The sequence below is a fragment of the Lentzea sokolovensis genome (assembly GCF_033949975.1).
Classification (GTDB): Bacteria; Actinomycetota; Actinomycetes; order Mycobacteriales; family Pseudonocardiaceae; genus Lentzea; species Lentzea sokolovensis.
This window is the reverse complement of record NZ_JAXAVU010000014.1, coordinates 6,960-32,439: the sequence shown is the minus strand read 5'-3', so window position 1 is coordinate 32,439 and position 25,480 is coordinate 6,960. Positions and strand designations below refer to the sequence as shown.

The following is a 25,480-nucleotide window of genomic DNA, read 5'->3' as shown; positions in this document are numbered from 1 at the left end:
CCTCGCCGTGACCCGCAGCATCCTGAGCGTGCCCGTGTGGCGTGCCGGCCAGGAGGCCGCGCCGGCACCCGCCGGCGGCCGGCGGCTGGTCGTGCTGTGCGACCTGCCCGCCATCGACCTTCCCGGCGTCCAGACCGCCGAGGTGACCACCGGCGGCGACGCCCCGCACATCGCCTACGAGCGCGCGGCGGTCCGGTTGTTCGGTGAGCTCAAGCGGCTGATGTCCACTTCGGACGGACGCCCGTGCGTCGTCCAGCTCGCCTGCCGTGCGGACTCCCTCTACCGCGGGCTGCTGGGACTTCTGCGCACCGCCGCGCAGGAGGACCCCGGTCTGACCGTCCGGCTGGTCGAGTTCACCCGCGAACCGTCCGCCGCCGATCTCGTTGCGGCCCTGAACGGTCAGGGCGAGCACGTGCGGCACACCCCGGCCGGGCGGGAGACCGCGACCTGGGAGCCGGTGGCACCCACGACCGCCTCCCCGGTGTGGCGCGACGGCGGTGTCTACCTGATCAGCGGCGGCGCGGGCGGGATCGGCCGCCTGCTCGCCGAGGACGTCGCCCGGCACGCTCCGAACGCGATCGTCGTCCGGTGTGGGCGGTCCGCGACAGCGGACGGACCGGGGGAGTACCACCGAGTCGACGTCACGAACGCGGCGGCGGTGCGTGAACTCGTCGCGGGCGTCGTCCGCACGCACGGCCGGCTCGACGGCATCCTGCACGCGGCCGCGTTGCTCCGGGACGACTACCTGATTCGCGCTTCCTATCAGGACTTCCTGCGCGTGCTCGCTCCCAAGGTCGCCGGCCTGGTGCACCTCGACGAGGCGAGCCGCGATCTTCCGCTCGACTTCTTCGCCGCGTTCTCCGCGGCCGCGGGGAATCTGGGCAACGCCGGCCAGGCCGCCTACACAGCGGCCAACGGCTTCCTCGACGCCTACGCGGCACACCGGCAGGAGCTCGTCACCCGCGGCGAACGGCACGGGCTGAGCGTCTCGCTGGCGTGGCCGCTGTGGCGGGACGGCGGCATGCACGTGCCCGACGACGAACTTCCCGCGCTCATCGAGCGCTTCGGCCCGCCGTTGCCCACCGAGGCCGCGCTGGCCGCGCTGCACGGAGCCGTCGCGCTCGGTGCCACCCACGTCGTGATCTCCGGGGAAGGAACAGTGATGACCGGCACCGACGACCTCCGCGGGCGGGTGCTCGGACGGCTCAAGGGCCTGATCGCCGAGACCATGCGACTCGACCCCGCGACGCTCGACGCCACCGCGCCGCTCGACAGCCACGGCATCGACTCGATCACGGTCACCCGGCTGAACAAGCACTTCGCGCGCTGGTTCGGCGCGCTGCCGAAGACCGTGCTCTACCAGTACCCCACGCTCGCGGAGCTGGCCGCGCACCTGACCGACCGCCACCCCGAGGGCTGCGCGCGCTGGCTGGACGACGTCCAGGCTCCGGTGGCCGCGGACGTGGCGGAGAGGACGGCACGCCCGGACACCTCGTCCGTTGCCGAGGCGGCCACGCGCCCGGTTCCCTTGCCGGCTGAGGCGGCCACGCGCCCGGTTCCGGTGTCAGCTGAGGCGGCCACGCGCCCGGCGTCCACCACCGGGCCGCGCCCCGACCCCGCCGGCGAGCCGATCGCGATCATCGGTCTCAGCGGCCGTTACCCCGATGCCCCGACGCTGGACGACTTCTGGGCCAACCTCCGGGCGGGCCGCGACAGCATCCGCGAGATCCCAGCCCAGCGCTGGACGCTGGACGGCTTCTTCGAGCCCGACCAGCAGAAGGCCGTCGACACCGGCGCCAGCTACAGCAAGTGGGGCGGCTTCCTCGACGGCTTCGCCCGCTTCGACGCGGCGTTCTTCGGCATCTCTCCGCGCGAGGCCGCCGACATCGACCCGCAGGAGCGGCTCTTCCTCGAGACCGTGTGGTCCGCTCTGGAGGACGCCGGCTACACGCGGGACCGGCTCGCCACCCGCCACCAGGGCAGGGTCGGCGTGTTCGCCGGGGTGACCAAGACCGGCTTCGACCGCAACGTGCCGCCCCCGGTGAGCGGTCCGCGCCGGTCGCCGCGCACGTCGTTCGCCTCGCTGGCCAACCGCGTCTCCTACCTGCTCGACCTGCGCGGCCCGAGCCTGCCGGTCGACACCATGTGCTCCGCCTCGCTCACCGCGATCCACGAGGCGTGCGAGCACCTGCGTCAAGGCACCTGCGAGGTCGCCATCGCGGGCGGCGTGAACCTCTACCTGCACCCCTCGACGTACGTGGAGCTGTGCCGCTCCAGGATGCTCGCCGCCGACGGGCGCTGCCGCAGCTTCGGTGACGGCGGCGAGGGCTTCGTGCCCGGCGAGGGCGTCGGCGCGGTGCTGCTCAAGCCGCTGGCGGCGGCCGAGGCGGACGGGGACCCGATCCACGCGGTCATCCTCGGCTCCGCGATCAACCACGGCGGCCGCACCAACGGCTACACCGTGCCGAACCCGCGCGCCCAGGCCTCCGTCGTCCGCGAGGCCATCAAGGCCGCCGGGCTGCGGGCGGGCGACATCGGTTACATCGAGGCGCACGGCACCGGCACCCGGCTCGGCGACCCGGTGGAGATCGACGGCCTCACCCAGGCCTTCGAGCCGGACGCGGCCGCTTCCTGTGCGATCGGCTCGGTCAAGTCGAACATCGGTCACCTCGAAGCGGCGGCGGGCATCGCCGGACTGACCAAGGTCGTGCTCCAGCTGCGCAACGGTGAGTTCGCGCCGACGCTGCACGCCGAGCGCACCAACCCGAACATCGACTTCGCGGCGACGCCGTTCGAGCTGTCCCGTGACGGCGGCACGTGGCCCCGTCCCGCCGGCGGGCGCCGGATCGGCGGGATCTCCTCGTTCGGAGCGGGTGGCGCGAACGCCCACGTCATCGTCGCCGAGCACCTTTCCGCAGCAGTGCCTTCGACCGCGCACGGGATTCCGGAGCTGCTGCCCGTGTCGGCGCGCACCGAGGACGACCTGCGCGCCCGTGTGGCGGAGCTGGCGCAGTGGCTCGACACGCAGGAGACGCCGGACCTCCCGGCCATCGCGGCCACCCTCCGCACCGGCCGTGAAGCCATGAACGAGCGGGTGTGCTTCGTGGCACGCGACGCGCTGGAGTGGCGCCGTCAGCTGCGCGCGTTCCTCTCCGCCCCCACGACCGACTCCTCCGGGGAGTCGTGGTGGCGCGGCCGCGTCGAGGCCACCAACGAGACGCTGGCCGAGCTGGCGGCCAAACCCGAGCTGCGGGAGCTGATCGCGCACTGGCTCGGCAACGGCGGCCACGCCGAGCTCGCCTCGTTCTGGGTCAGGGGCACACCGATCGAATGGTCCGAAGTGGACGGTGCGAGCCCGCGGGTGCACCTGCCGGGCTATCCCTTCGCCGGACCTGAGTTCTGGTTCGAGCCCGCCGCACTCCAGCAGGAGGCCGCGCCGGTCGCGCGCCCGGCGGCCGTGAACGTCGAGAGCGTGCTGATGGCCGAGCTCGCGGAGATCCTCCAGATGCCGGTCTCCGAGATCGAGCGGCACCGGCCGTTCGCCGACTACGGACTCGACTCCATCCTGGGCGTCAGCCTCGTGCACCGGCTCAACGACGTCCTCGGCACGTCCGTCGACACGACCGACCTGTTCGACCACGGCACCGCCGAACGCTTCATCACGTTCCTGGCCGGCGCCCGTCCGGCCGCCGCTCCCGTCGTCGCCACCACCTCGGGCCGGGACGACGCGATCGCCGTCGTCGGCCTCGCCGCACGCTACGGCGACGCCGAGAACCCCGACGCGTTGTGGGAGCACCTGGTCTCCGGCACCGATCTGGTCGAACCCGTGACGCGCTGGCCGTTGCCCGCCGCCGTCGCCTGCCGCACCGGCAGCTTCCTGCGCGACATCGACCGGTTCGACCCGGCCTTCTTCGGCATCTCGGGCGTCGAGGCGACGGCGATGGACCCGCAGCAGCGCGTCTTCCTGGAGCAGTGCTGGAACGCCTTGGAGGACGCGGGCTACACGGGTGGGCGTCGCCGCGGCACGCGGGCCGGCGTCTACGTCGGCTGCTACGCCGGCGACTACTCCGAGCACCTCGGTGAAGACGCGCCGGCGCAGGCGTTGTGGGGCACGATGGGCTCGGTCGTCGCGTCGCGGATCGCCTACCTGCTCAACTTCACCGGCCCGGCCCTCACGGTCGACACGTCCTGTTCGAGTTCGCTCGTCGCGATCGACCTCGCGTGCCGCGACCTGCTCGCGGGCACCGCCGATCTCGCCATCGCCGGCGGGGTCTTCGTCCAGAACACCTCGCGGCTCTACAAGTCCGCCTCCGTGGCCGGAATGCTCTCGGCGTCGGGCCGCTGCCGCAGTTTCGACGCCGGTGCCGACGGGTTCGTGCCCGGTGAGGGCGCGGGCGCGATCGTGCTCAAACGCCTCGCCGACGCCGAACGGGACGGCGACCACATCCACGCCGTCGTCCGCGCTTCGGGAGTCAACCAGGACGGCACCACCAACGGCATCACCGCTCCCAGCGCGCTGTCCCAGGAACGGTTGCTGCGCGAGGTGCACGGCAACCTGGGTGTCGGTGGCGTCCAGTACGTCGAGGCGCACGGCACCGGTACGCAGCTGGGCGACCCGATCGAGTTCCGGGCGCTGTCGAAGGTCTTCGCCGGCGCGCGGCCGGGCAGTGTCGCACTGGGGTCGATCAAGTCGAACCTCGGCCACACGCAGTTCGCCGCGGGTGTCGCCGGTGTCGTCAAGGCCGTTCTCGCGCTGCGGCACCGCACCATTCCCGCCACGCTGCACTTCACCGGGGCGAACGCGCGGATTCCGTTGCAGGGCAGCGCGTTCACCGTGCCCACGGAGACCGTCGCCTGGCCGGAGCCCGAACAGGGGCCGCGCCGTGCGGCCGTCAGTTCCTTCGGCGCCAGCGGAACCAACGCCCACGTCGTGCTGGAGGAGTACCAGCGGCAACCGGTCGCGGACGCCACGGGGGAGCAGCCGTTCCTGCTGTCGGCCAGGTCGCCGGAAGCCCTGCGCGAGGTCGCCGCACGACTGGCCGCTCACCTGGAGCGCGAACCCCGCTTGTCGGCCGCGGAGGTCGCGTACAGCCTCGCGGCCGGCCGCGCACCCCTGCCGCACCGTCTCGCGGTCGTGGCCGCGAGCACGGCCGAGGCCGCCCAGCGTCTGCGTGCCTGGCTTTCCGGCACGGCGACCGGTGTGCACCACGGTGAGGTCGCCGTCGACGCCGCACCGCGCGACGGCGTCCTTCCCAGCACGGCTCACGAGCTGGCGTCCGCGTTCGTGCGCGAGAACCTCGCCGGCCTCGACACGGCCTTCCCGGCCGCAGTGCGGAGGATCGTTCCCTTGCCCACCTACCCGTACCAGCGGCAGCGCTACTGGCCCTCTCGCGGTGCTTCCGCCTACCGCACCCGGCTCACCGGCCAGGAGTTCTTCCTCGCCGACCACCACGTCAACGGCCGCGCCGTGCTCCCGGCGGTGCTGTCACTGGAGTTCGCGCGCCGCGCGGCCACCAGCGGCGCGTTCGAGGCGGTGGGAATCCGTGACCTCGTGTGGGCCAAGCCGTTCCCGGTCGGTGCCGAGGGCGCGGACCTGACGGTGGAGCGAGATGGCGAAGGTTTCCGCGTATGCCAAGGCGAAGCGGAAGTGCACGCGCACGGTCGTTACGTCCAGTCGGAACCGGCCGGGACGGTGGCGCTGAACGCCGTCAGGGCGCGGTGCACCGCGCGGACGTTGAGCGCGGAGCAATGCCGTTCGGCACTCGACGCGGTCGGCATCGCCCACGGCCCTCGCCTGCGTGCGCTCGAAAGCCTGGCCATCGGCGATCGCGAGGTGCTCGCGAAGCTCGTCGTCCCGGCCGGTGCGCAGGACGAGGACCTGGCCGTCCACCCGGCGGTGCTCGACAGCGCCATCCAGGCGGTCGTCGGACTCTTCGGCGGCGAGTCCGGCGAGCTCGCCGAGAGCAGCGGACGTCCCGCACTCCCGTTCGCCGTCGACAGGATCGACCTCCTCGGGCCGGTTTCCGGCACCATGTGGGCGCACCTGCGGCACACGGGTGGCGGTTCGGAGACGTCCACTGTGGACATCGACGTGTGTGACGAGTCCGGCCGTGTCGCCGTGCGTCTGCGGGGGCTCGCTTTCCGTCGCGTGACCGCGGAACCGGACCTGCGCACGGCACTGCTCGCTCCGGTGTGGGACGCGGTTCCGGACGGTGTCGAGCTGGAGCCCGCCATCGGCAGCCGCCTGGTGCTCGCCGGGGGTGGAGCAGCCGACCGCGCCGCTTTCCTGGCCCGGTTCCCCGGAGCCACCGTGCTCGGAGCCGACGATCACGAGAGCCTTCCCGCCGACGCCGGCCACGTCGTGTGGCTCGCACCGGAGACCGGCGGGACGGACGGGACGTTCACCGTCTTCCGCTGGATCAAGTCCTTGCTGGCCCGGGGTGCCGATGGCCGCGAGACCGGCTTCACCGCCGTCACCCGGCAGGCCTGCCGGGTGAGCGAGAACGAGACCGTGGACGCGACGCACGCGGGAGTGCACGGCCTGCTGGGTTCCGTCGCGAAGGAGTACCCGCACTGGCAGGTCAGGGTCGTCGACATCGCCGTGGGAGCGGCTGTGTCCTTCGACGCCGTGCTGAACCCGCCCGCGGCGGCACGAGGCGGAGTCGTGGCGCTGCGTCACGGCGAGTGGCTCCTGCCACGCTTGGTCGAGGTGGCCGCCGACGGACCGATTGTCGCCCCGAGCGCGCCCGGCGGCGTGGTCGTCGCCATCGGCGGCGCGGGTGGCATCGGGGAGGTGTGGACCGAGCACCTGCTGCGCCGCCACGGCACGCAGGTCGTCTGGATCGGCCGCCGTCCGCTCGACGCGGAGATCACGGCGAAGCAGGACCGGCTCGCCGCGTTCGGCCCGCGACCCGGCTACCTGTCGTGCGACGCGTCCGATGTGGACGATCTGCGGCGCGCGTGTGCCGAGATCGTCCGGCAGTACGGGCCGGTGCACGGCGTCCTGCACACCGCCATCGTCCTGGGCGACCGGAGCGTGGCGCGCATGGACGAGGAGCTGTTGCGGACGACCTACGCCGCCAAGGCCGGCGTGACCGTCGCACTGGCGGAGGTCTTCGCGGACCAGCCACTGGAGTTCGTCGTCTTCTTCTCGTCCATGCAGGCGTTCTTCACCGCCCCCGGTCAGGCCAACTACGCGGCCGGCTGCACGTTCTCCGACGCCTACGCCGACGGGCTCTCCGCCCGCCTCGGCTGCCCGGTCAAGGTGATGAACTGGGGTTACTGGGGCAACGTCGGCATCGTCGCCGAGGACGGCTACCGGCGCAGGATGGCGCGGCTGGGACTCGGCTCGATCGAGCCGGACGAGGGCATGGCCGCCGTCGACCACCTGCTCGGCTCGTCCCACGACCGCCTGGCCCTGCTGAAGGCCGCAGATTCTCGCAGCATCGCGGCGTTCTACGAGCGCAGCACTCTCACGGCCCTGCCTCAGACGAACTCCTCACCGGCGGCCGCGCTGCTCGCGGCACGACCGGACCGGCAGGCCGCCATCGAGCGCGTGCGCGTCGCCGCGGACGGCCACGGCCGGTCCATGGAACCGGCGCTCGTCCGGATCACCTGGGCGTTGCTGCGCGACCTCGGCCTGTTCGGGCCTGGCCAGTCGGGCACGGTCGACGACTGGATGGCCACGGGCGGGATCGTCGCGCTCTACCGCCGCTGGCTGGCGCACACGCTGGACGTGTTCGTGCGGGACGGGCTGCTGCGCGACTCCGGTGACGGCCGCTACGCCGCGATCGACCCGCGTCCGGTGGACCTGGCCGCCGCCTGGCGTCGCTGGGACGCCGACCGCACGCCGTGGCTGGACAACGAGGGCAAGCGACCGCAGGCGGTGCTCGTCGACACGACGTTGCGGGCGCTGAACGACATCCTGGCGGGACGCCGTCCCGCCACCGACGTCATGTTCCCCAAGTCCTCCCTCGAACTCGTGGAGGCGGTCTACCGCAACAACCCGGTCGCCGACTACTTCAACGACGTCCTCGCGGACACCCTCGTCGACCACGTGCGGGCACGGGTGGCCGAGAACCCGGACGTGCGGCTGCGACTGCTGGAGATCGGCGCGGGCACCGGCGGCACGAGCAGGGTGGTGTTCGGCCGGCTCGCACCGTGGCGCGACAACATCGAAACCTATTGCTACACCGACCTTTCCAAGGCGTTCCTGCTGCACGCACGCCGCTCGTTCGGCGACATCGCCCCCTACCTGGACACCCGCATCCTCAACGTCGAGAAGTCGCTCGCGGAGCAGTCCCTGGACGTCGGCGGGTACGACATCGTGGTCGCGACCAACGTGCTGCACGCGACCCGCAACATCCGCACCACCCTGACCAACACCAAGGCGGCGATGCGCGCGAACGGCGTGCTGCTGCTCAACGAGCTGAGCGACAACGTCTACTTCAGCCACCTCACGTTCGGCCTGCTCGAAGGCTGGTGGCGCTACGACGACCCCGCGCTGCGCATTCCGGGCTCTCCGGGACTCACGCCCTCCGACTGGCTGCGTGCGCTGAGCGAGACGGGTTTCCGGTCCGCGTTCGTCGCGGCGGAGGGCGCCGACGACCTCGGCCAGCAGGTGTTCGTGGCCTGTGCCGATGACGTCGTCCGGCAGCCGATTCCCGCGGGTGGCGCGGCTTTCCCGGCCGGGCCGGAGAACGAGCCGGTGGCCCTGCCGGTCGTGCAGGCCGTTCCGGAGACCGTCGAGCCCGTCGCGGCGGCTTCGGCCGGCCGTGAGGACGAGCTGCTGGAGCGAGCGCGCGACCACTTCCGTGCACTCGTGGCGGATGTGTTGCAGCTGCCGGTCTCCTCGGTGCGCGCCGACGTGACCTTCGACAAGTACGGCATCGACTCGATTCTCGTCGTGCAGCTCACCGAGGCGGTGCGCCGCGGGCTCGACGACGTCGGCAGCACGTTGTTCTTCGAGGTGCGCACGATCGACGGCCTGGCCGCGCACTTCGTGAAGACCCAGCCGGACGCGCTCGCCGCGCTCGTGGGTCTGCCGGCCGCCGAGCAGGAGGTCGTGACCAGTCCGGTGGCCACTCCGGTCATTGAGCCTGTGGCTGAGCCGGTCGTCGTGCCGTCGGTCCCCGCCCGGACGGACGAGGAGATGCCGATCGCCGTGATCGGGATCTCCGGCCGGTTCCCCGGTGCGCGGAACCTGAACGAGTTCTGGGCCAACCTGCTCGACGGGGTGGACAGCGTCACCGAGATCCCGGCCGATCGCTGGAACCACGACCGCTACTTCGACCCGCGGCGCGGCAAGCCGGGACGCACCTACGCCAAGTGGGGCGGCTTCCTCGACGGAGTGGACGAGTTCGACCCGTTGTTCTTCGGCATCTCGCCGGGAGCCGCGTCCACAATGGACCCGCAGGAGCGGCTGTTCCTGCAGGCGGCCTACGAGACGCTGCAGGACGCGGGCCACACCAGGGACTCGTTGCGGGCCGCGGCGAGGGCCGTGGTGAACGAGGACGCCGGAGACATCGGCGTGTTCGCCGGGGCGATGTACACCGAGTACCAGCTCTACGGTGCCGAGCAGGGCGTGCGCGGCGAGCCGGTGGTCGTGCCGGGCAGCCTGGCGTCGATCGCGAACCGCGTCTCGTACTTCTTCGACGCCAACGGCCCGAGCATCGCGGTGGACACGATGTGCGCCGCCGCGTTGACGGCGATCCACCTGGCGTGTGCCGCGTTGCGCCGCGGAGAGTGCGGCGTCGCGCTGGCGGGCGGGGTGAACCTCTCGCTGCACCCGAGCAAGTACCTGATGATCGGCCAGACCCAGTTCGCCTCCAGCGACGGCCGGTGCCGCAGCTTCGGAGCGGGCGGCGACGGCTACGTCCCCGGCGAGGGCGTCGGCGCGGTGCTGCTGCGCCCGCTGGCCGACGCGGAGGCCGACGGAGACCGCATCCTCGGCGTCATCCGGGGCACCGCGGTCAACCACGGCGGCCACACGCACGGCTTCACCGTCCCGAACCCGGTCGCGCAGGCTTCCGTGATCCGGCAGGTGTACCGGCGCAGCGGCGTCGACCCGCGGCGGATCGGGTACGTCGAGGCGCACGGCACCGGCACCCCGCTGGGCGACCCCATCGAGATCGCCGGACTCACCTCGGCGTTCTCCGAGTTCACCGACGACCGCGGCTTCTGCGCGATCGGCTCGGTCAAGTCGAACATCGGCCACCTGGAGGCGGCGGCCGGTGTCGCCGGCCTGGGCAAGCTCCTGTTGCAGATGCGGCACGGCACCTTCGCGCCGTCACTGCACTCCGCCGAGGTCAACCCGGAGATCGACTTCAGCCGCACCCCGTTCGTGCTGCAGCGCGAGGCGGCGCCCTGGCCCCGCACCGGCGCACAAACCAGGGCCGGGGTGGTCTCGGCCTTCGGCGCCGGTGGATCGAACGCCCATCTGCTCGTGGAGGAGTACATCGTGCCGGAACGTCCAGAGCGTGCAGCCGAGGCCCAGGCGGTGGTGCTCTCGGCAACGGACCACGAGCGGCTGCGCGAGTCGGCGGAGCGGTTGCGCGACGAACTGCGCGATGGCGCGTGGAGCGACGCCGACCTGCCCGACATCGCCTACACCCTGCAGGTCGGCCGCGAGCCGATGACCGCGCGTTTCGCCACGGTGGTCCGCGACCTGCCGGCCCTGGTGGCGGCACTCGACGCCTACGCCACCGGCGCGGATCTGCCCGCGGACACGTTCGTGGGCAACGGCGACAGCCCGTCGGGCTCGCTCGCGGCGCTGAAGGACGACGAGGACTTCCAGGAGACGCTGGCCCGCTGGGCGGCGCGGCGCCGGCTCGGGCCGCTGGCGGAAGCCTGGGTGAACCAGGTACGGGTGGACTGGTCGCGCCTGCACGCCGATGGGCCGCGCCCGCGCAAGGTCGGCCTGCCGACGTACCCGTTCGCACGGGAGCGGTACTGGTACACCGACGTGCTGCCGAGCGGGGGGAGGACGGCGGAGCTCTCCGCTGAGCAGAGTTCAGCCGCGGCAACGGCTCTCACCGCAGCACCAACTCCCACCGCGGCAACGGCTCCCGCCGCGGCACCAACCCCCGCCGCGGCACCAACCCCCGCCGCGGCACCAACCCCCGCCGCGGCACCAACCCCCGCCGCGGCACCAACCCCCGCCGCGGCACCAACCCCCGCCGCAGCACCAACCTCCACCGGTGCACCGATTCCGACCCCGGCACAGGTTTCCCAGGCAGGGCGTTCGGCCGGTCCAGCGCCCTCGGCCACCCCGGCTCCCGTGGCAGCAAAGGATTCTGTTCCCGCGCCCCAAGTCCAGCCCGCCGCCGTTCCCCACCCCCGTGCCACCGTCGATGACGTGCTGCCGGCGGGCGATCTCACCCTCTGCCCGGTCTGGGAGGTCGAACGACCAGGAGAGGTCCAGTTCTCCGGCCACATTCTCGCCATCGGACTGGGCACCGACGACCTCGCCGTGCTGCACCAGGCCGTGCCCGACGCGATCACCTGGGACGGCTTCGGCCCCATCCCGGGCGACGCGGACCACGTCGTGCTCTCGGTGCCGACCCGCACCAGCAACACCCCGGCCGAACGGGTCCGGGACCACCGTGCCGCCGTGCAGCGCCTGCTGCACATGGTCAACGCCGTGCAGACGCGGTACGCGGGCCGTCAGCTCGAACTCACCCTGCTGACCCGTGACGCGTTCGGGCCCAGCGGCGGGGATCCGGCTCAGGCGAGCCTGCACGGGTTCATCGGCGCGCTGGCCAAGGAACAGCCGCACTGGCGGGTCCGGGCCGTGGACCTCGCGAAGGACACGTCCTGGCAGCCCGCCGAGGTGTTCGGGCTGCCGGGTGACCGGCGTGCCCACCCCGTCGTGCAGGCCGGTGGCCAGTGGCTGCGCCGCAGGCTCGTCCGGGCCGACCTGCCCGTGCCCGCCACCTCCGCCATCCGGCGCGGCGGCGTGTACGTGCTCATCGGCGGGGCAGGTGATCTCGGTGTCGTGCTGACCGAGCATCTCGCCCGCACGCACGGCGCCAGGGTCGTCTGGGTCGGACGGCGCGCCGAGAACGACGATCTCCGTGCCCGCAAGGCCGGCATCACCGGTCCGGAACCGCTCTACCTGCAGGCCGACGCGGGTGATCCGCAGGCTCTGCGCCGGGTCCGGGACGAGGTCGTCGCCCGCTACGGCCGGGTCGACGGGGTCGTGCACCTCGCGATGACCTTCACCCACACCCCGATCGCCGACCTGACCGACGAGGAACTCGCCGCGACGCTCGCGTCCAAAGTGGACCCGGTCGTGCACCTCGCGGACGCGTTCTCCGGGATCGAGCTCGACTTCGTGCTGCTGGTGTCCTCACTGGTCAGCTTCATCCGGAACGCGAACCAGGCGCACTACGCCGCGGCCTGCGCCTACGTCGACGCGGCGGCCGACGGTCTGCGCGCCTCGCTCGGGTGCGCGGTGAAGACGATCAACTGGGGTTACTGGGGCAACGTCACCGAGGACCTGATCGAGGGCATGGCCGCGATGGGCCTCGCCCCGATCGACCCGGCCACCGCGATGGCCACGGTCGAGGCGCTGCTCGCCGGTCCGGTCGACGTCGCCGGTTTCCTGCGGCTGGGCCGGCCGTTGCCGGTGGAGGGCGTGCTGACCGGCGAGGTCGCCGCGGTGCGCCCACGGGCCGCGGTCGCGCCGATCCGGGTTCAGGAACCGCGGCTGCCGGTGGCGCTCGCGGCCTATCAGGACGGACCGGTGCCTGCCGAGATCGACGCCGCGCTGTGCCGGTGGGTCGCCGCCGAACTGCGTGACGCGGGTTTCGCCGAGCCGTCGTACCTCCGCGCCGACGCCCGGTTCGCCGCCTGGATTCCTCCGATGCTGCGGGCGCTGACCGAGCACGGCCTCGTCGACGCCGCCGGCCGCTGGGCGCTGACCGCGGACTCCGCGTCGTGCCGGGCGGAGTGGGCTCGCTGCACGAACCGGTGGGTGGAGGCCAACTCCGATCTGCGGACCCCGCTCGCGTTGCTCGCCCGCACCGTTCCCGTGCTGCCCAGGGTGTTGCGCGGCGAGGTGCTCGCCACGGACGTGCTCTTCCCGAACGGGTCGTTCGACCTGGTCGAGGGCGTGTACCGGGACAACCGGGTCGCCGACCACTTCAACGCCGTGCTGGCCGAGCACGTCGTGGGGTTCCTGCGGGCCAGGCTCGCCGCGGAACCGGGCGCGTCGCTGCGCCTGCTCGAGGTCGGCGCGGGCACCGGCGGCACCACCCGCGTGGTCCTCGACCGGCTCACGCGTGAAGGCCTGCCGGTGGCCGAGTACTGCTTCACCGACATCTCGCGGGCGTTCCTGCACCGGGCGGAGGACTCGTTCGGTGCGGCGCACAACTACCTGACCTACCGGCTGTTCGACGCCGCCCTTCCTCCGCACGGACAGGGCCTGGACCTCGGCGCGTTCGACGTCGTGATCGCGGCCAACGTGCTGCACGCCACCGAGGACGTCCGCGTCACCCTGCGCGGCACCAAGGCGCTGCTGCGGGGCGGTGGCCTGCTGGCGCTCAACGAGATCAGCGGCTTCTACCTGGTCAACCACCTCACGTTCGGCCTGCTCGACGGCTGGTGGGAGCACACCGACCCGGAGCTGAGGGTGCCCGGCGGTCCCGCGCTGTCCCCGGCCTCGTGGCAGGCGGTGCTGGAACAGGAAGGCTTCACGGGGTTCGTGCACGCGGCCGCGTGCGGCGAACCGCTCGGCCAGCAGGTCGCTCTCGCGTACAGCGACGGTGTGTCGCGCGGACCCGGCGAGATCAAGGAAACGCCGGTGCCGGTGCCGGCTCCCGCACCCGTCGAAGTCGTGCAGGAGAAGCCGATTCGCGCGGTGGTGCTGGAGGCGCTGGCCGGTGCACTGAGGATGACCGAGGCGCAGATCGATCCGGAGCGGGCCTTCGCCGACTACGGCCTCGACTCGATCGTGGGCGCCGGTTTCGTCCAGCGGCTCAACGACGAACTCGACCTCGACCTGCTCACCACGGTGATCTTCGACTACCGCAGCGTCGAACTGCTGGCCGCCCACATCGCCTCCGACCACCAGCCCGTCCTGCCCGTCGCGGCGTCGCAGGAGATTCCGGAACCGCCGGTCGTCCAGGAGCTTCCCGCGACTCCTGCCGAACCCGTGGTGGCGCCCGAGCAGAACTCGGCAGATCCCATCGCGATCATCGGCGTCAGCGGCAGGTTCGCCGGATCGCCCGACCTGGACGCGCTGTGGCGGCACCTCGCCGAAGGCGACGACCTGGTCGGCCCGATCGAGCGCTGGGACACCTCTGGTCCGGAGTGGACGGACGTGACCTGCCGGGAGGGCGGTTTCCTCGACGGCATCGACGAGTTCGACGCGCAGTTCTTCCGCATGTCCGGTCGCGAGGCGGCCTACACCGACCCGCAGCAGCGCCTGTTCGTGGAAGAGGCGTGGACGGCACTGGAGAACGCCGGCTACGTCGGTGCGGCGCTCGACGGCAAGCGCGCGGGCGTCTACGTCGGCTGCACCAGCGGTGACTACACGTCGTGGTTCACCGAGCGTCCGCCTGCCCAGGCCGCCTGGGGCAACGCCCCGTCGATCGTGCCGGCCAGGGTGGCGTACCACCTGAACCTGCACGGTCCGGCGATCGCCGTCGACACCGCGTGCTCCAGTTCGCTCGTCGCGATCCACCTGGCCTGCCAGAGTCTGCGCGACGGGGAGACCGACCTCGCCGTCGCCGGTGGCGTGGCCGTGCAGACGACCCCGAACACCTACCTGACCGCGGGCCACGCCGGAATGCTGTCCCCGACCGGGCGCTGCCACACCTTCGACGCGTCCGCCGACGGGTTCGTGCCCGGTGAGGGAGTCGGCGTCGTCGTGCTCAAGCGACTGTCCGACGCACTCGCCGACGGTGACCACGTGCACGCGGTGATCCGCGGCTCGGGGATCAACCAGGACGGTGCGACCAACGGCATCACGGCGCCGAGCGCGGCGTCGCAGGAGCGGCTGATCCGCGAGGTGTACGAACGCTTCGGCGTCGACCCCGCCGAGATCGGCCTGATGGAGGCGCACGGCACCGGAACGAAGCTCGGTGACCCCATCGAGACGGAGGCGCTCGTCCGCGCGTTCGGTGCCGCCGAGGCATCCACCGGTTGTGCCCTGGGCTCGCTGAAGAGCAACGTCGGACACACCATGTCCGCCGCGGGTGTGGCGGGCGTGCTCAAGATCGTGCTGGCGTTGCGGCACGGCATGTTGCCGCCCTCGCTGCACCACGACGAGACGAACCCCGCGATCCGGCTCGCCGGCAGCCCGTTCCGCGTCCACACCGAGCTGACGCCGTGGGAACCGAACCGCTGGGGCAAGCGCGTCGCCGCGACCAGTTCGTTCGGATTCAGCGGCACCAACGGCCACCTCGTGGTGGAGGAGCCGCCGGCCCTCGCCGCACGGCAGCACGACGGCCGTGAACTGCTCTTTCCGCTGTCCGCGCCACGGCCGGAAGCGTTGCGGCAACTCGTCGCGAACCTGGCCGAGCACCTGCGCGAGACGCCGGAGCTCCCGCTCGCCGACGTGAGTCACACCCTGGCGCACGGCCGCGCCCACTTCGTGAACCGGGTGGCCTTCACCGCGGCGGACCGACGGACCCTGTTGTCCCGCCTGGAGGACTGGCTGGCCGACGGGACCTCGCACCCGGCGCGTGACGCCGCGCTCGACCGCGTCCGTGCACAGTGGACGGACGGTGGGAAGTTGGAGAGCGAGGGGCTCTTCACCGGACTGGACGTGCGGCGCACCCCGCTGCCGACCTACCCGTTCCAGCGCCGCAGTGCCTGGGTGAACGGGAGTGGTCCGGCCGACCAGCAGCCGTCCGGCGCCAAGCAGACCAACGAACCCATCGCCGTCGTCGGGCTCGCCGCCCGGTTCGCGGACACCCCGGACGCCGAGCGGTTGTGGGAACACCTGGCCGCCGGCGACGACCTCGTCGGTGACGTCACCCGCTGGGACCTCGACGGGAAGCTGGGCAAGAGGGCGGGCCGCCAGTACGGCAGCTTCCTCGACGACCCGGCCCGGTTCGACGCGCTGTTCTTCAGCGTGTCCGGCATCGAGGCGACCTACACCGATCCGCAGCAGCGCGTGTTCCTCGAAGAGTGCTGGCACGCGCTAGAGGACGCGGGCTATGCCGGTGAACGACTGACGGACCGCGGCTGTGGCGTCTACGTCGGCGCCTACCCCGGCGACTACCACGCGCTGATCGGCGACGAGCGGCCCCCGCAGACCATGTGGGGCAACATGGCGTCGGTCATCGCGTCGCGCATCTCCTACCTGCTCAACCTTTCGGGCCCTGCCGTCGCGGTGGACTCGGCGTGCTCCAGTTCCCTCGTCGCCATTCACCTGGCCTGTGACGCGCTGCGGCTGGGCACGGTGTCGATGGCACTGGCCGGTGGCGTGTTCGTCCAGGCGACGCCGCGGCTCTACGAGTTCTCGGCCACGGCGAAGATGTTGTCGCCGACCGGTCGCTGCCGCACCTTCGACGCGGCCGCGGACGGGATGGTGCCCGGTGAGGGCGCCGGTGTCCTGGTGCTCAAGCGTCTGTCCGACGCCCTGCGCGACGGAGACCACGTCTACGGCGTCATCAGCGCGTCCGGGGTCAACCAGGACGGCGCCACCAACGGCATCACCGCGCCCAGCGCCCAGGCCCAGGAGGACCTGGTGCGCCAGGTCCACCGCGACGCGGGGGTGCGCCCCGGCGGCGTCCAGATGATCGAGGCGCACGGCACGGGCACCCCGCTCGGCGACCCGATCGAGTTCGGCGCGCTGGCAGCGGCCTTCACCGGTGCGCCGGAGGGAGGCTGCGCGCTCGGGTCCATCAAGACCAACGTCGGGCACACCCAGTTCACCGCCGGCGTGGCGGGCACGATCAAGGCCCTGCTCTCGCTGCACCACCGGCAGGTGCCACCGTCGCTGCACTTCAGCCGCGCGAACCCGGCGATCCCGTTGCAGGGCAGCCCGTTCCACGTGCCGACCGAGCTGCAGGAGTGGTCTGCTCCCGCGTCGGGGCCGCGCCGGGCCGGTGTGAGTTCCTTCGGTGCCAGCGGCACCAACGCCCACCTCGTCGTCGAGGAGGCTCCCGAACAGGGCCGGCCGGAACGTCCCGCCCAGGACGAGTGGCTGGTGGCGGTGTCCGCACAGGACGAGCCGACGCTGCGCGCGCACGTCGAGCGCCTGATCGACCACGTCGACGCACGCCCTGACCTCGACCTCGGCGACATCGCGTACAGCCTCGCGACCGGTCGTCGCCACGAGAACCTGCGTCTGGCCGTCGTCGCGGGCGACCGCAACGAGTGGCTCGGTGCGCTGCGCACCTGGCTGCGTGACGGCCATGCGGGGTCCGTGGTGGTGGGCTCCGTGCCTGACGACGCTCCCGCGGCTGTGGGAACGGAGGGCTTGACGCTGGCCGAGGTCGCGGACCGGTTCGTGCGGGGCGAGGTCGCGGCGCTCGGAAGCCTGTTCGGACAGGGCTTCCGCGTGGTTCCGCTGCCCGGCTACCCGTTCGGCGGTGAGCGCTACTGGATCTCCACCGCACCCGCGCCCAGCCAGCCGGCCGTGGCGGCGCAGCAGCCCGCTGTCGCCCAGCAGCCTGTCGAGGCTCAGCAGCCTGTCGTGGCTCAGCGTCCCATCGTGCCCTCCCGTCCCGTCGTGCCCGAACGGCCCGTCACGCCTGCCTCGTCCCAGTCCGCCGAACCCACCCGGCCGACCTCGTCCGGGCTGACCGTCCACAAGCGAGGGAGGTCCTACGCGGCTGACCTCACCGGCGGCGAGTTCTTCCTGGACCAGCACCGCCTTTCCGGCACTCCGGTCCTGCCCGGCGTCGCCTACCTCGAACTGGCCAGGGCGGCAGCCGAGGCCGAGGGCTACGGCCGGACCGGCGTGACACTGCGCAACGTCGTCTGGATCCGCCCGGCGCGGATCCCCGGTCCCACCGCGGCAGAGGTCACGCTCGAACCGCGCGACGGCGGCCTGTCCTACCAGATCACGACGACCGTCGGCGGCGAAACCCTGGTGCACGGCCAAGGTCGCGTCGAGCCCTCCGTGCAGGAGGCTCGACCGGCGCTGAACATCGCCGCGCTGCGAGCGAGGTGCACGCGGACCAAGCTCGACCGCGCCGCCTGCTACGCCCGCTACGGCGGCACGGAGGTGCACCTCGGCGAGGCCATGCGCGGCGTCGAGAAACTGGAGATCGGCGTCAACCTGATCGTCGCCCGGCTGCGCAGGCCGGCCGGGACCGGTGACGGCTTCACCGTGCACCCGTCCATGCTCGACTCGGCTCTGCAGGCGACCCATGGTCTCGCGCTCGCCGAGGGCAGGGACGACGTGACCGCGGCACTGCCGTTCGCCCTCACCGAGGCGCAGATCCACGCGCCCACGCCGGAGGAGGGCTGGGCGGTGATCAGGCCGTCGTCCAACGATCTGCCCGGCACCGTCCGGCGACTGGACATCGACCTGTGCGACGACGCGGGCAGGGTGTGCGTGCGGCTGCTCGGGTTCACCTTCCGCGAGTTCGGTGCGACCGAGGAGAAGACGCAGGAGCCGAGTGGAACGGACCAGCGCCCCGGTGCGCTCGTGCTCGGCCGCCCCGGCTGGCACCGGTCCACCACGGCGACCGAGACCAGGCAGTTCGTCCGCCACGAGGTTCTCTTCGCGGACGTCGACCCCGGTGACGTCGCCGACCGCCTCGGCGTTCACGGCGAAGTCCTCCCCATCGCCGACGACGTCGCCACGACCTACACCCGCCGGGCCGAGTTCCTGCTGACCCGTCTGCAGGACGCAGCCAAGGCGAGCCGGGACGGCTGGGTCCTGGTGCAGGTCGTCGTTCCCGACGGCCCAGAGCACCAGCCTCTCGCCGGACTGGCCGGGCTGCTGCGCACCGCGCGCAACGAATGCACCCGCCTGCTCACCCAGCTCGTGCTGGTCGCACCTGGCACGACCGCGGCGGACCTGGCCGAGCGTCTTCGTCAGGAAGCGTCCACTGTGGACGATGTCGTGACCCGAGTGGCCGGAGGACACCGGGAGGTCGCGCGGTGGACCTCCCTGGGTGAGGCCAGGGCTGAGCGACCGTGGCGTGACGGCGGTGTCTACCTGATCACCGGCGGTGCCGGTGGTCTGGGAGCGGTGTTCGCCAGGGAGATCGCCTCCGCCGTTCAGAACGCCGTGCTCGTGCTGTGCGGGCGTTCCGCCGCCGGAGCGAGCCAGCGCGAACTCCTCGACGAGCTGCGGGCATCCGGTGCGCACGCCGAGTACCGGCAGCTGGACGTCGCCGACCGCGGCGCTGTCGACCGGTGCGTCCAGGACGTCGTTGCGTCGCAAGGGAAACTGAGTGGTGTTCTGCACTCCGCCGGTGTGTTGCGCGACAGCTACTTCGTCCGCAAGACCGTGGCGCAGTTGCGTGAGGTGTTCGCCGCCAAGGTCACCGGCTTCGTCAACCTGGACGAGGCGACCGCCGGGCAGGACCTGGACTTCTTCATCGGGTTCTCGTCGCTGTCCTCGTCCGGGAACCCCGGCCAGGCCGACTACGCGGCGGCCAACGCGTTCCTCGACGGGTACGCCGCCCGGCGCGATGCGCTGGTGGCCTCCGGCACGCGGCGCGGCCGTTCGCTCAGCATCGGCTGGCCGTTGTGGACGGAGGGCGGCATGCGCGTCGACGCCGCCACCGAGCAGGCGATGTGGGACACGGTCGGCGTTCTGCCGATGCCCACGGACGAGGGAGTGGAAGCCCTGTACCAAGCCTGGGGCAGCGGTGAGCCGCACGTCCTGGTCGTCCACGGCGACCGGGAACGGATCGAGCGCGCGATCCTGACCGCCCCTGAGACCCCGGAACAGGAGGTCCTTTCCGTGCCGGAGAACGATGTCCTGGTCAGGTTGCTCGCCGAGAGGGTGGCGACCCTGCTGGACGTGCCCGTCGACGACATCGAGGGCGAGGTGGAGCTGACCGAGTACGGGTTCGACTCGATCTCGCTGGTGGAGTACGTCGGCCTGCTCAACGACGAGTTCGGCCTGGGCCTGGTGCCCACGCTGCTGATCGAGTACCCGACCCTCGACGGGTTCGCGTCCTACCTCAGGGACACCCACGGCGACGCGTTCGGCAGCGCCGCCCCGGCACCCGCGCCGACCCCGGCACCCGCGCCGACCCCGGAGCCCGCCCCGATCACGGCGGCCACTCCGTCCCACGAGGCACTGCTCGGTGAGCTGATCGGCATGGCCGCCGCGGTGCTGCGCCTGCCCGCCAACCGGATCGAGGGCAGCCGCGAGCTGTCGAGGTACGGCGTCGACTCGTTGTCGCTGACGGAACTGGTGGCGACGGTCAACAAGCGGTTCGGCCTCGACCTGGACCCGACGATCCTGTTCGAGCACCCGGCGCTGAGCGGCTTCGCGGACTTCCTGCTGGAGCACCACGCCGACCGCGTCACGGTGGCCGAGAACGCCGAACAACCGGCTTCCGCACCCGAGCCGGCCCCGGTGACCGTCACCGCCCCGCAACCCGTCGGTCAGGAACCGATCGCCGTCATCGGCATGAGCGGCCGGTTCCCCATGGCCCGCGACATCGCGGAGTTCTGGCAGAACCTGCTGGACGGCCGTGACTGCATCAGCGAGATCCCGGCGGACCGCTGGGACTGGCGGGAGTGCTTCGGCGACCCCGTCACCGAACCCAACACCAGCAACGTCAAGTGGGGTGGCTTCATCGACGGCGTCGGCGACTTCGACCCGCTGTTCTTCGACATCTCCCCGCGTGAGGCCGAGCTGATGGACCCGCAGCAGCGGCTCCTGCTGCTCTACGCGTGGAAGGCGCTGGAGGACGCCGGGTACTCGGCCGAGTCCGTCGAGGGCACCGACACGGCGATCGTCATCGGCACCGCCAGCACCGGCTACCCGAGCATGGTGGCGAAGTACTCGCCGGCGGTGGACGCCTACGACACCAGCGGGGCGGCCCCCTGCATGGGGCCCAACAGGATGAGCTACTTCCTCGGTGTGCACGGCCCGAGCGAGCCGATCGACACGGCGTGTTCCAGTGCGCTCATCGCCGTCCACCGCGCCGTCTGCGCCATCCAGGACGGCACCTCGGACATGGCGATCGTCGGCGGGGTCAACACGATCGTCAACAAGGACCTGCACATCAGCATGAACATGGCCGGCATGCTCGCCGAGGACGGGAGGAGCAAGACCTTCTCGATCGACGCCGACGGATACGGCCGCGGCGAGGGCGTCGGCATGCTGGTGCTGAAGCGGCTGTCGGCGGCCGAGCGCGACGGCGACCACGTCTACGGCCTGATCAGGGGCACCGCCGAGAACCACGGCGGCCGCGCCAACTCCCTGACCGCGCCGAACCCGAAGGCGCAGGCCGCGGTCATCCGCACCGCCCACCGCAGGGCGGGAATCGATCCGCGCACCATCGGCTACGTCGAGGCGCACGGCACCGGCACGAGGCTCGGCGACCCGGTGGAGATCAACGGGCTCAAGGAGGCCTTCCGCGATCTCTACGCCGACACCGGTGCGACGGAGGTCGCCGGACCGCACTGCGCCATCGGGTCCGTGAAGACCAACATCGGGCACCTGGAGGTCGCGGCCGGAATCGCCGGCCTGATCAAGGTCCTCCTGCAGATGAAGCACCGCACGCTGGTGCGGAACCTGAACAACGACAAGACGAACCCGTACGTGAAGCTGGACGGCACGCCGTTCTACCTGGTGCAGGACCAGCGGCCGTGGCGTGCGCCGGTCGACGGTGACGGCACGGAACTGCCCCGGCGCGCGGGCATCAGCTCGTTCGGCTTCGGCGGAGCGAACGCGCACGTCGTGCTGGAGGAGTACCGGGCGAAGCCGGTCGTGGAAAGCCCGCCCGCGCAACCGGTTCCCGTCGTGTTGTCCGCGAGCCACCCCGAAGTGCTGCGATCCTTGGCAGAGGAGTGGGTCGAGGCGCTGAACGCCCACGGCGACGCGGCACTGGCCTCGATCGCCTACACCACGCACGTCGGGCGGACGCCGATGGCCGAGAGGCTGGGGTGTGTCGCGGGCACGGTCGCAGAGCTCCAGGCCGGCCTGAGGTCGTGGCTGCGAGGAGAACCGAACAGCTCGATCATCACCGGCCGCGTGTCCCGGGACGAGATTCCCGCGGCGCCGGAGGGAACGAGTCCGGCGGAGGTGCTGCGGGCATGGGTGCGCGGCGCCGAGGTCGACTGGACCCGCTGGCACTCCGACTCGTCGCGCCGGATTCCGCTGCCGACGTACCCGTTCCGGCTCAAGCGGTACTGGATCGACACCAGCACGCCGGTGGGGGAGAAGGCGTCGAAGCTGCACCCGCTGGTGCACGCCAACACCTCGGACCTCGCCGGGCCCCGCTACACCACGCGGTTCACGGGTCGCGAGTTCTTCCTCGCCGACCACAAGGTGCGCGGCGCGGCGGTGCTGCCGGGAGCGGCCTACCTCGAAATGGCCAGGGCCGCGGCGGAACTGGCGGGCGGTGACCGTTCCTGGGCGCTGACCGACGTCACCTGGGAACTGCCCCTGACCGTCAAGACCGCCACTGAAGTCCACATCGGACTCTCGGTCGAGGCCTCCGGTGGCGTGTCCTACCGGGTCTTCGGCTCGTCCGGCCAGGGCTCGCCGCTGGTCTACGGGCGGGGAGCGCTGCGGGAGACGAGCGCGGAACCGTTGCCCTCGCACGACATCGACGCCTTGATCGGCCGCTGCGCCGGTCCGGTGCTCGAAGCGCCGGAGTGCTACGAGCGGTTCGCCCGCCTCGACCTCGCCTACGGCCCGGCGATGAGGGCGATCGAACGGGTGCACAGCGGCGAACGGCTCGCCGTTGCGCGACTGCGGCTTCCCGATGCCGCCGCGGGAGGGGCGTTCGCACTCCACCCGAGCATGCTCGACGCGGCCTTCCAGAGCACTCTCGGCCTCTTCGCCTCGGACGACACGACCACGGCCGTGCCCTACGCGGTCGGAGAGGTGCGGGTGATCGCGCCACTGCCCGCGACGGCCTGGGCAGTGACCCGGTTCGCCGCGGAGGGCCAGTCACCGGGTGAGCAGTCGTTCGACATCGACGTGTGCGACGACGACGGCCGGATCTGCGTGCGGCTGACCGGTTTCCGCGTCCGATCCCTCGTGGGAGCGCCGGCCGCGGTGACCGCCGAACCGGAGGACGACTTCCTGGCCCGGTTGATCGAAGCCGCCGGAGACGGCTCCCTCAGCCTGGCCGAGTTCGAACGGAGCCTGGCATGAGCCTGACAGCGGTGATCTTCCCGGGCCAGGGTGCCCAGGCGAAGGGCATGGGACGCGATCTGTTCGACGCCTACCCCGACGAGGTCGACCGAGCCTCGGAACTGCTCGGCTACTCGGTGCGGGAGCTGTGCCTGGACGATCCGCGACGCGAGCTGAAGCGCACGGAGTTCACGCAGCCGGCGCTGTTCGTGGTCGGTGCACTGGCTCACCGGCGTTGGCAGGAACACAGCGTAACCGAGGCGGCGTTCTTCGCCGGGCACAGCCTGGGCGAGTACTGCGCGCTGCACGCGGCCGGTGCGTTCGACTTCGAGACGGGCGTGCGGCTCGTCCAGCGCCGGGGCGAGCTGATGGCCGGCGCGGACGGTGGCGGCATGATCGCCGTGACCGGCCTGGACCGCGAGCAGGTCACCGATCTGTTGCGACAGGGCGGTTTCGGCTCGCTCGTCGTGGCGAACGACAACTCGCCCGAGCAGTGCGTCGTGTCCGGGGACGCCGAGTCGATCGAGTCGCTGGGAGAGTTCCTGCGGGCGCGGAACGTCCGCTGGGTCCGGCTGCGGGTGTCCGGGGCGTTCCACTCCGAGCTCATGCGCCCGGCACGGGAGGAGTTCAGCCGTTTCCTCGACGGCGTCGACCTCGGCACGCCCAGGACGCCGGTGATCGCGAACGTCACCGCGGCGCCCTACCAGGCCGGTGACACGGCGAAGTTGCTGTCCGACCACCTGGTGAGTCCGGTGCGCTGGACCGAGACGGTGCGCTATCTGCTCGACGCGGGAGTCACGGAGTTCGTGGAGCTGGGCGGCACCGTGCTGACCAAGCTCGTCGAACGGACCCGCGCGACCCATCGCCGACCCGCTGGACAGGCACAGGAACTCGGCAGTGCGACGTTCCGCGAACGCCACGGGCTGCGGTTCGCCTACGTCGCGGGCGGCATGTACCGCGGCGTCAGCTCGCCCGAGATGGTCATCCGGCTCAGCCGCGCCGGGATGCTCGGGTTCTACGGCACCGGCGGGCTGGACCCGGTGGAGGTGGAGCGCGGCATCAAGGAGATCCAGGCCGCCGTGGGACAGGACGGGCCGTACGGCGTCAACTTCATCGCGAACCACGACGATCCGGCCTCCGAGCAGGAACTGGTCGACCTCCTGCTGCGCCACCACGTCCGGACGATCGAGGCGTCGGCGTTCATCCAGATGACACCGGCACTCGTGCGGTACCGGGCCACCGGGCTGCGGCGAGGTCCCGGCGGCGCACCGATCTGCGACCACCGGGTGGTGGCCAAGGTGTCGCGTCCCGAGGTCGCGGCCGCGTTCCTCGCTCCGCCTCCGGACGCGGTGCTGGACGGGCTGCTCACGGCCGGGGCGATCGGCGCGGACCAGGCCGAACTCGCCCGGCGGGTGCCGATGAGCCACGACGTCATCGTCGAGGCCGACTCCGGTGGGCACACCGATGGGGGAATCGCGACCGTGCTGCTGCCGTCGTTGCTCGAACTTCGGCGTCGTGTGGAAGCCGAACGCGGCTACGACGAACCGATCTGCATGGGACTGGCCGGCGGGATCGGCACGCCGGCGGCGGTCGCGGCGGCGTTCGTGCTCGGCGCCGACTTCGTCGTGACCGGTTCGATCAACCAGTGCACGCTCGAAGCCGCGACCAGCGACGTCGTCAAGGACATGTTGCAGGACATCGACGTGCAGGACACGGACTACGCGCCGGCCGGGGACATGTTCGAGCTCGGCAGCAGGGTCCAGGTGCTGCGCAAGGGCGTGTTCTTCCCGGCCCGCGGCAACAAGCTGCACGCGCTCTACAGCCAGTACGGCAGCCTCGACGACCTGCCGGAGAAGACCCGGTCGCTGCTCGAACGCACCTACTTCCGCAAGCCGCTGGACGAGGTCTGGGCCGATGTGGAGCGGCGCCTGCGGGCGACCGGCAGGGCCGAGCTGGCCGACCACGCGGCCAAGCAGCCGAAGCAGAAGATGGCCCTGGTCTTCCGGCGCTACTTCGGTTACAGCGCACGGATCGCGCTGGAAGGCCGGTCGGACGACAAGGTCAACTACCAGGTCCACACCGGGCCGGCGCTGGGCTCTTTCAACCAGTGGGTGCGCGACAGCCCCCAAGCGTCGTGGCGGCACCGGCACGTCGACGAGGTGGGACGGATGTTGCTCGACGCCGCGGCGACGCACCTAGGCGAGTTCTCCGGCCGAACGGCCTGATGTCCGATTTGTCTGC

The 25,480-nt window shown here is 71.8% G+C and carries 2 protein-coding genes; both read left to right on the top strand.

The genetic code is table 11. The annotated features are described in order from the left end of the window. Nucleotides 1-7: 7 nt before the first annotated feature. Entirely contained in the window at nt 8-23,260 is a 23,253-nt protein-coding gene (locus SK854_RS34255; protein WP_319979273.1) for an SDR family NAD(P)-dependent oxidoreductase, read from the top strand. Next, nucleotides 23,257-25,464, top strand: a complete 2,208-nt coding sequence (gene fabD / locus SK854_RS34250) for an ACP S-malonyltransferase (protein ID WP_319979272.1) — start codon at nt 23,257-23,259, stop codon at nt 25,462-25,464. Before SK854_RS34255 ends, fabD begins: the two co-directional genes overlap by 4 nt. Nucleotides 25,465-25,480: the final 16 nt, after the last annotated feature.

Coding starts and splice junctions, on each gene's coding strand:
- fabD (WP_319979272.1), top strand. CDS start 23,257: ATGAGCCTGACAGCGGTGATCTTCCCGGGCCAGGGTGCCCAGGCGAAG.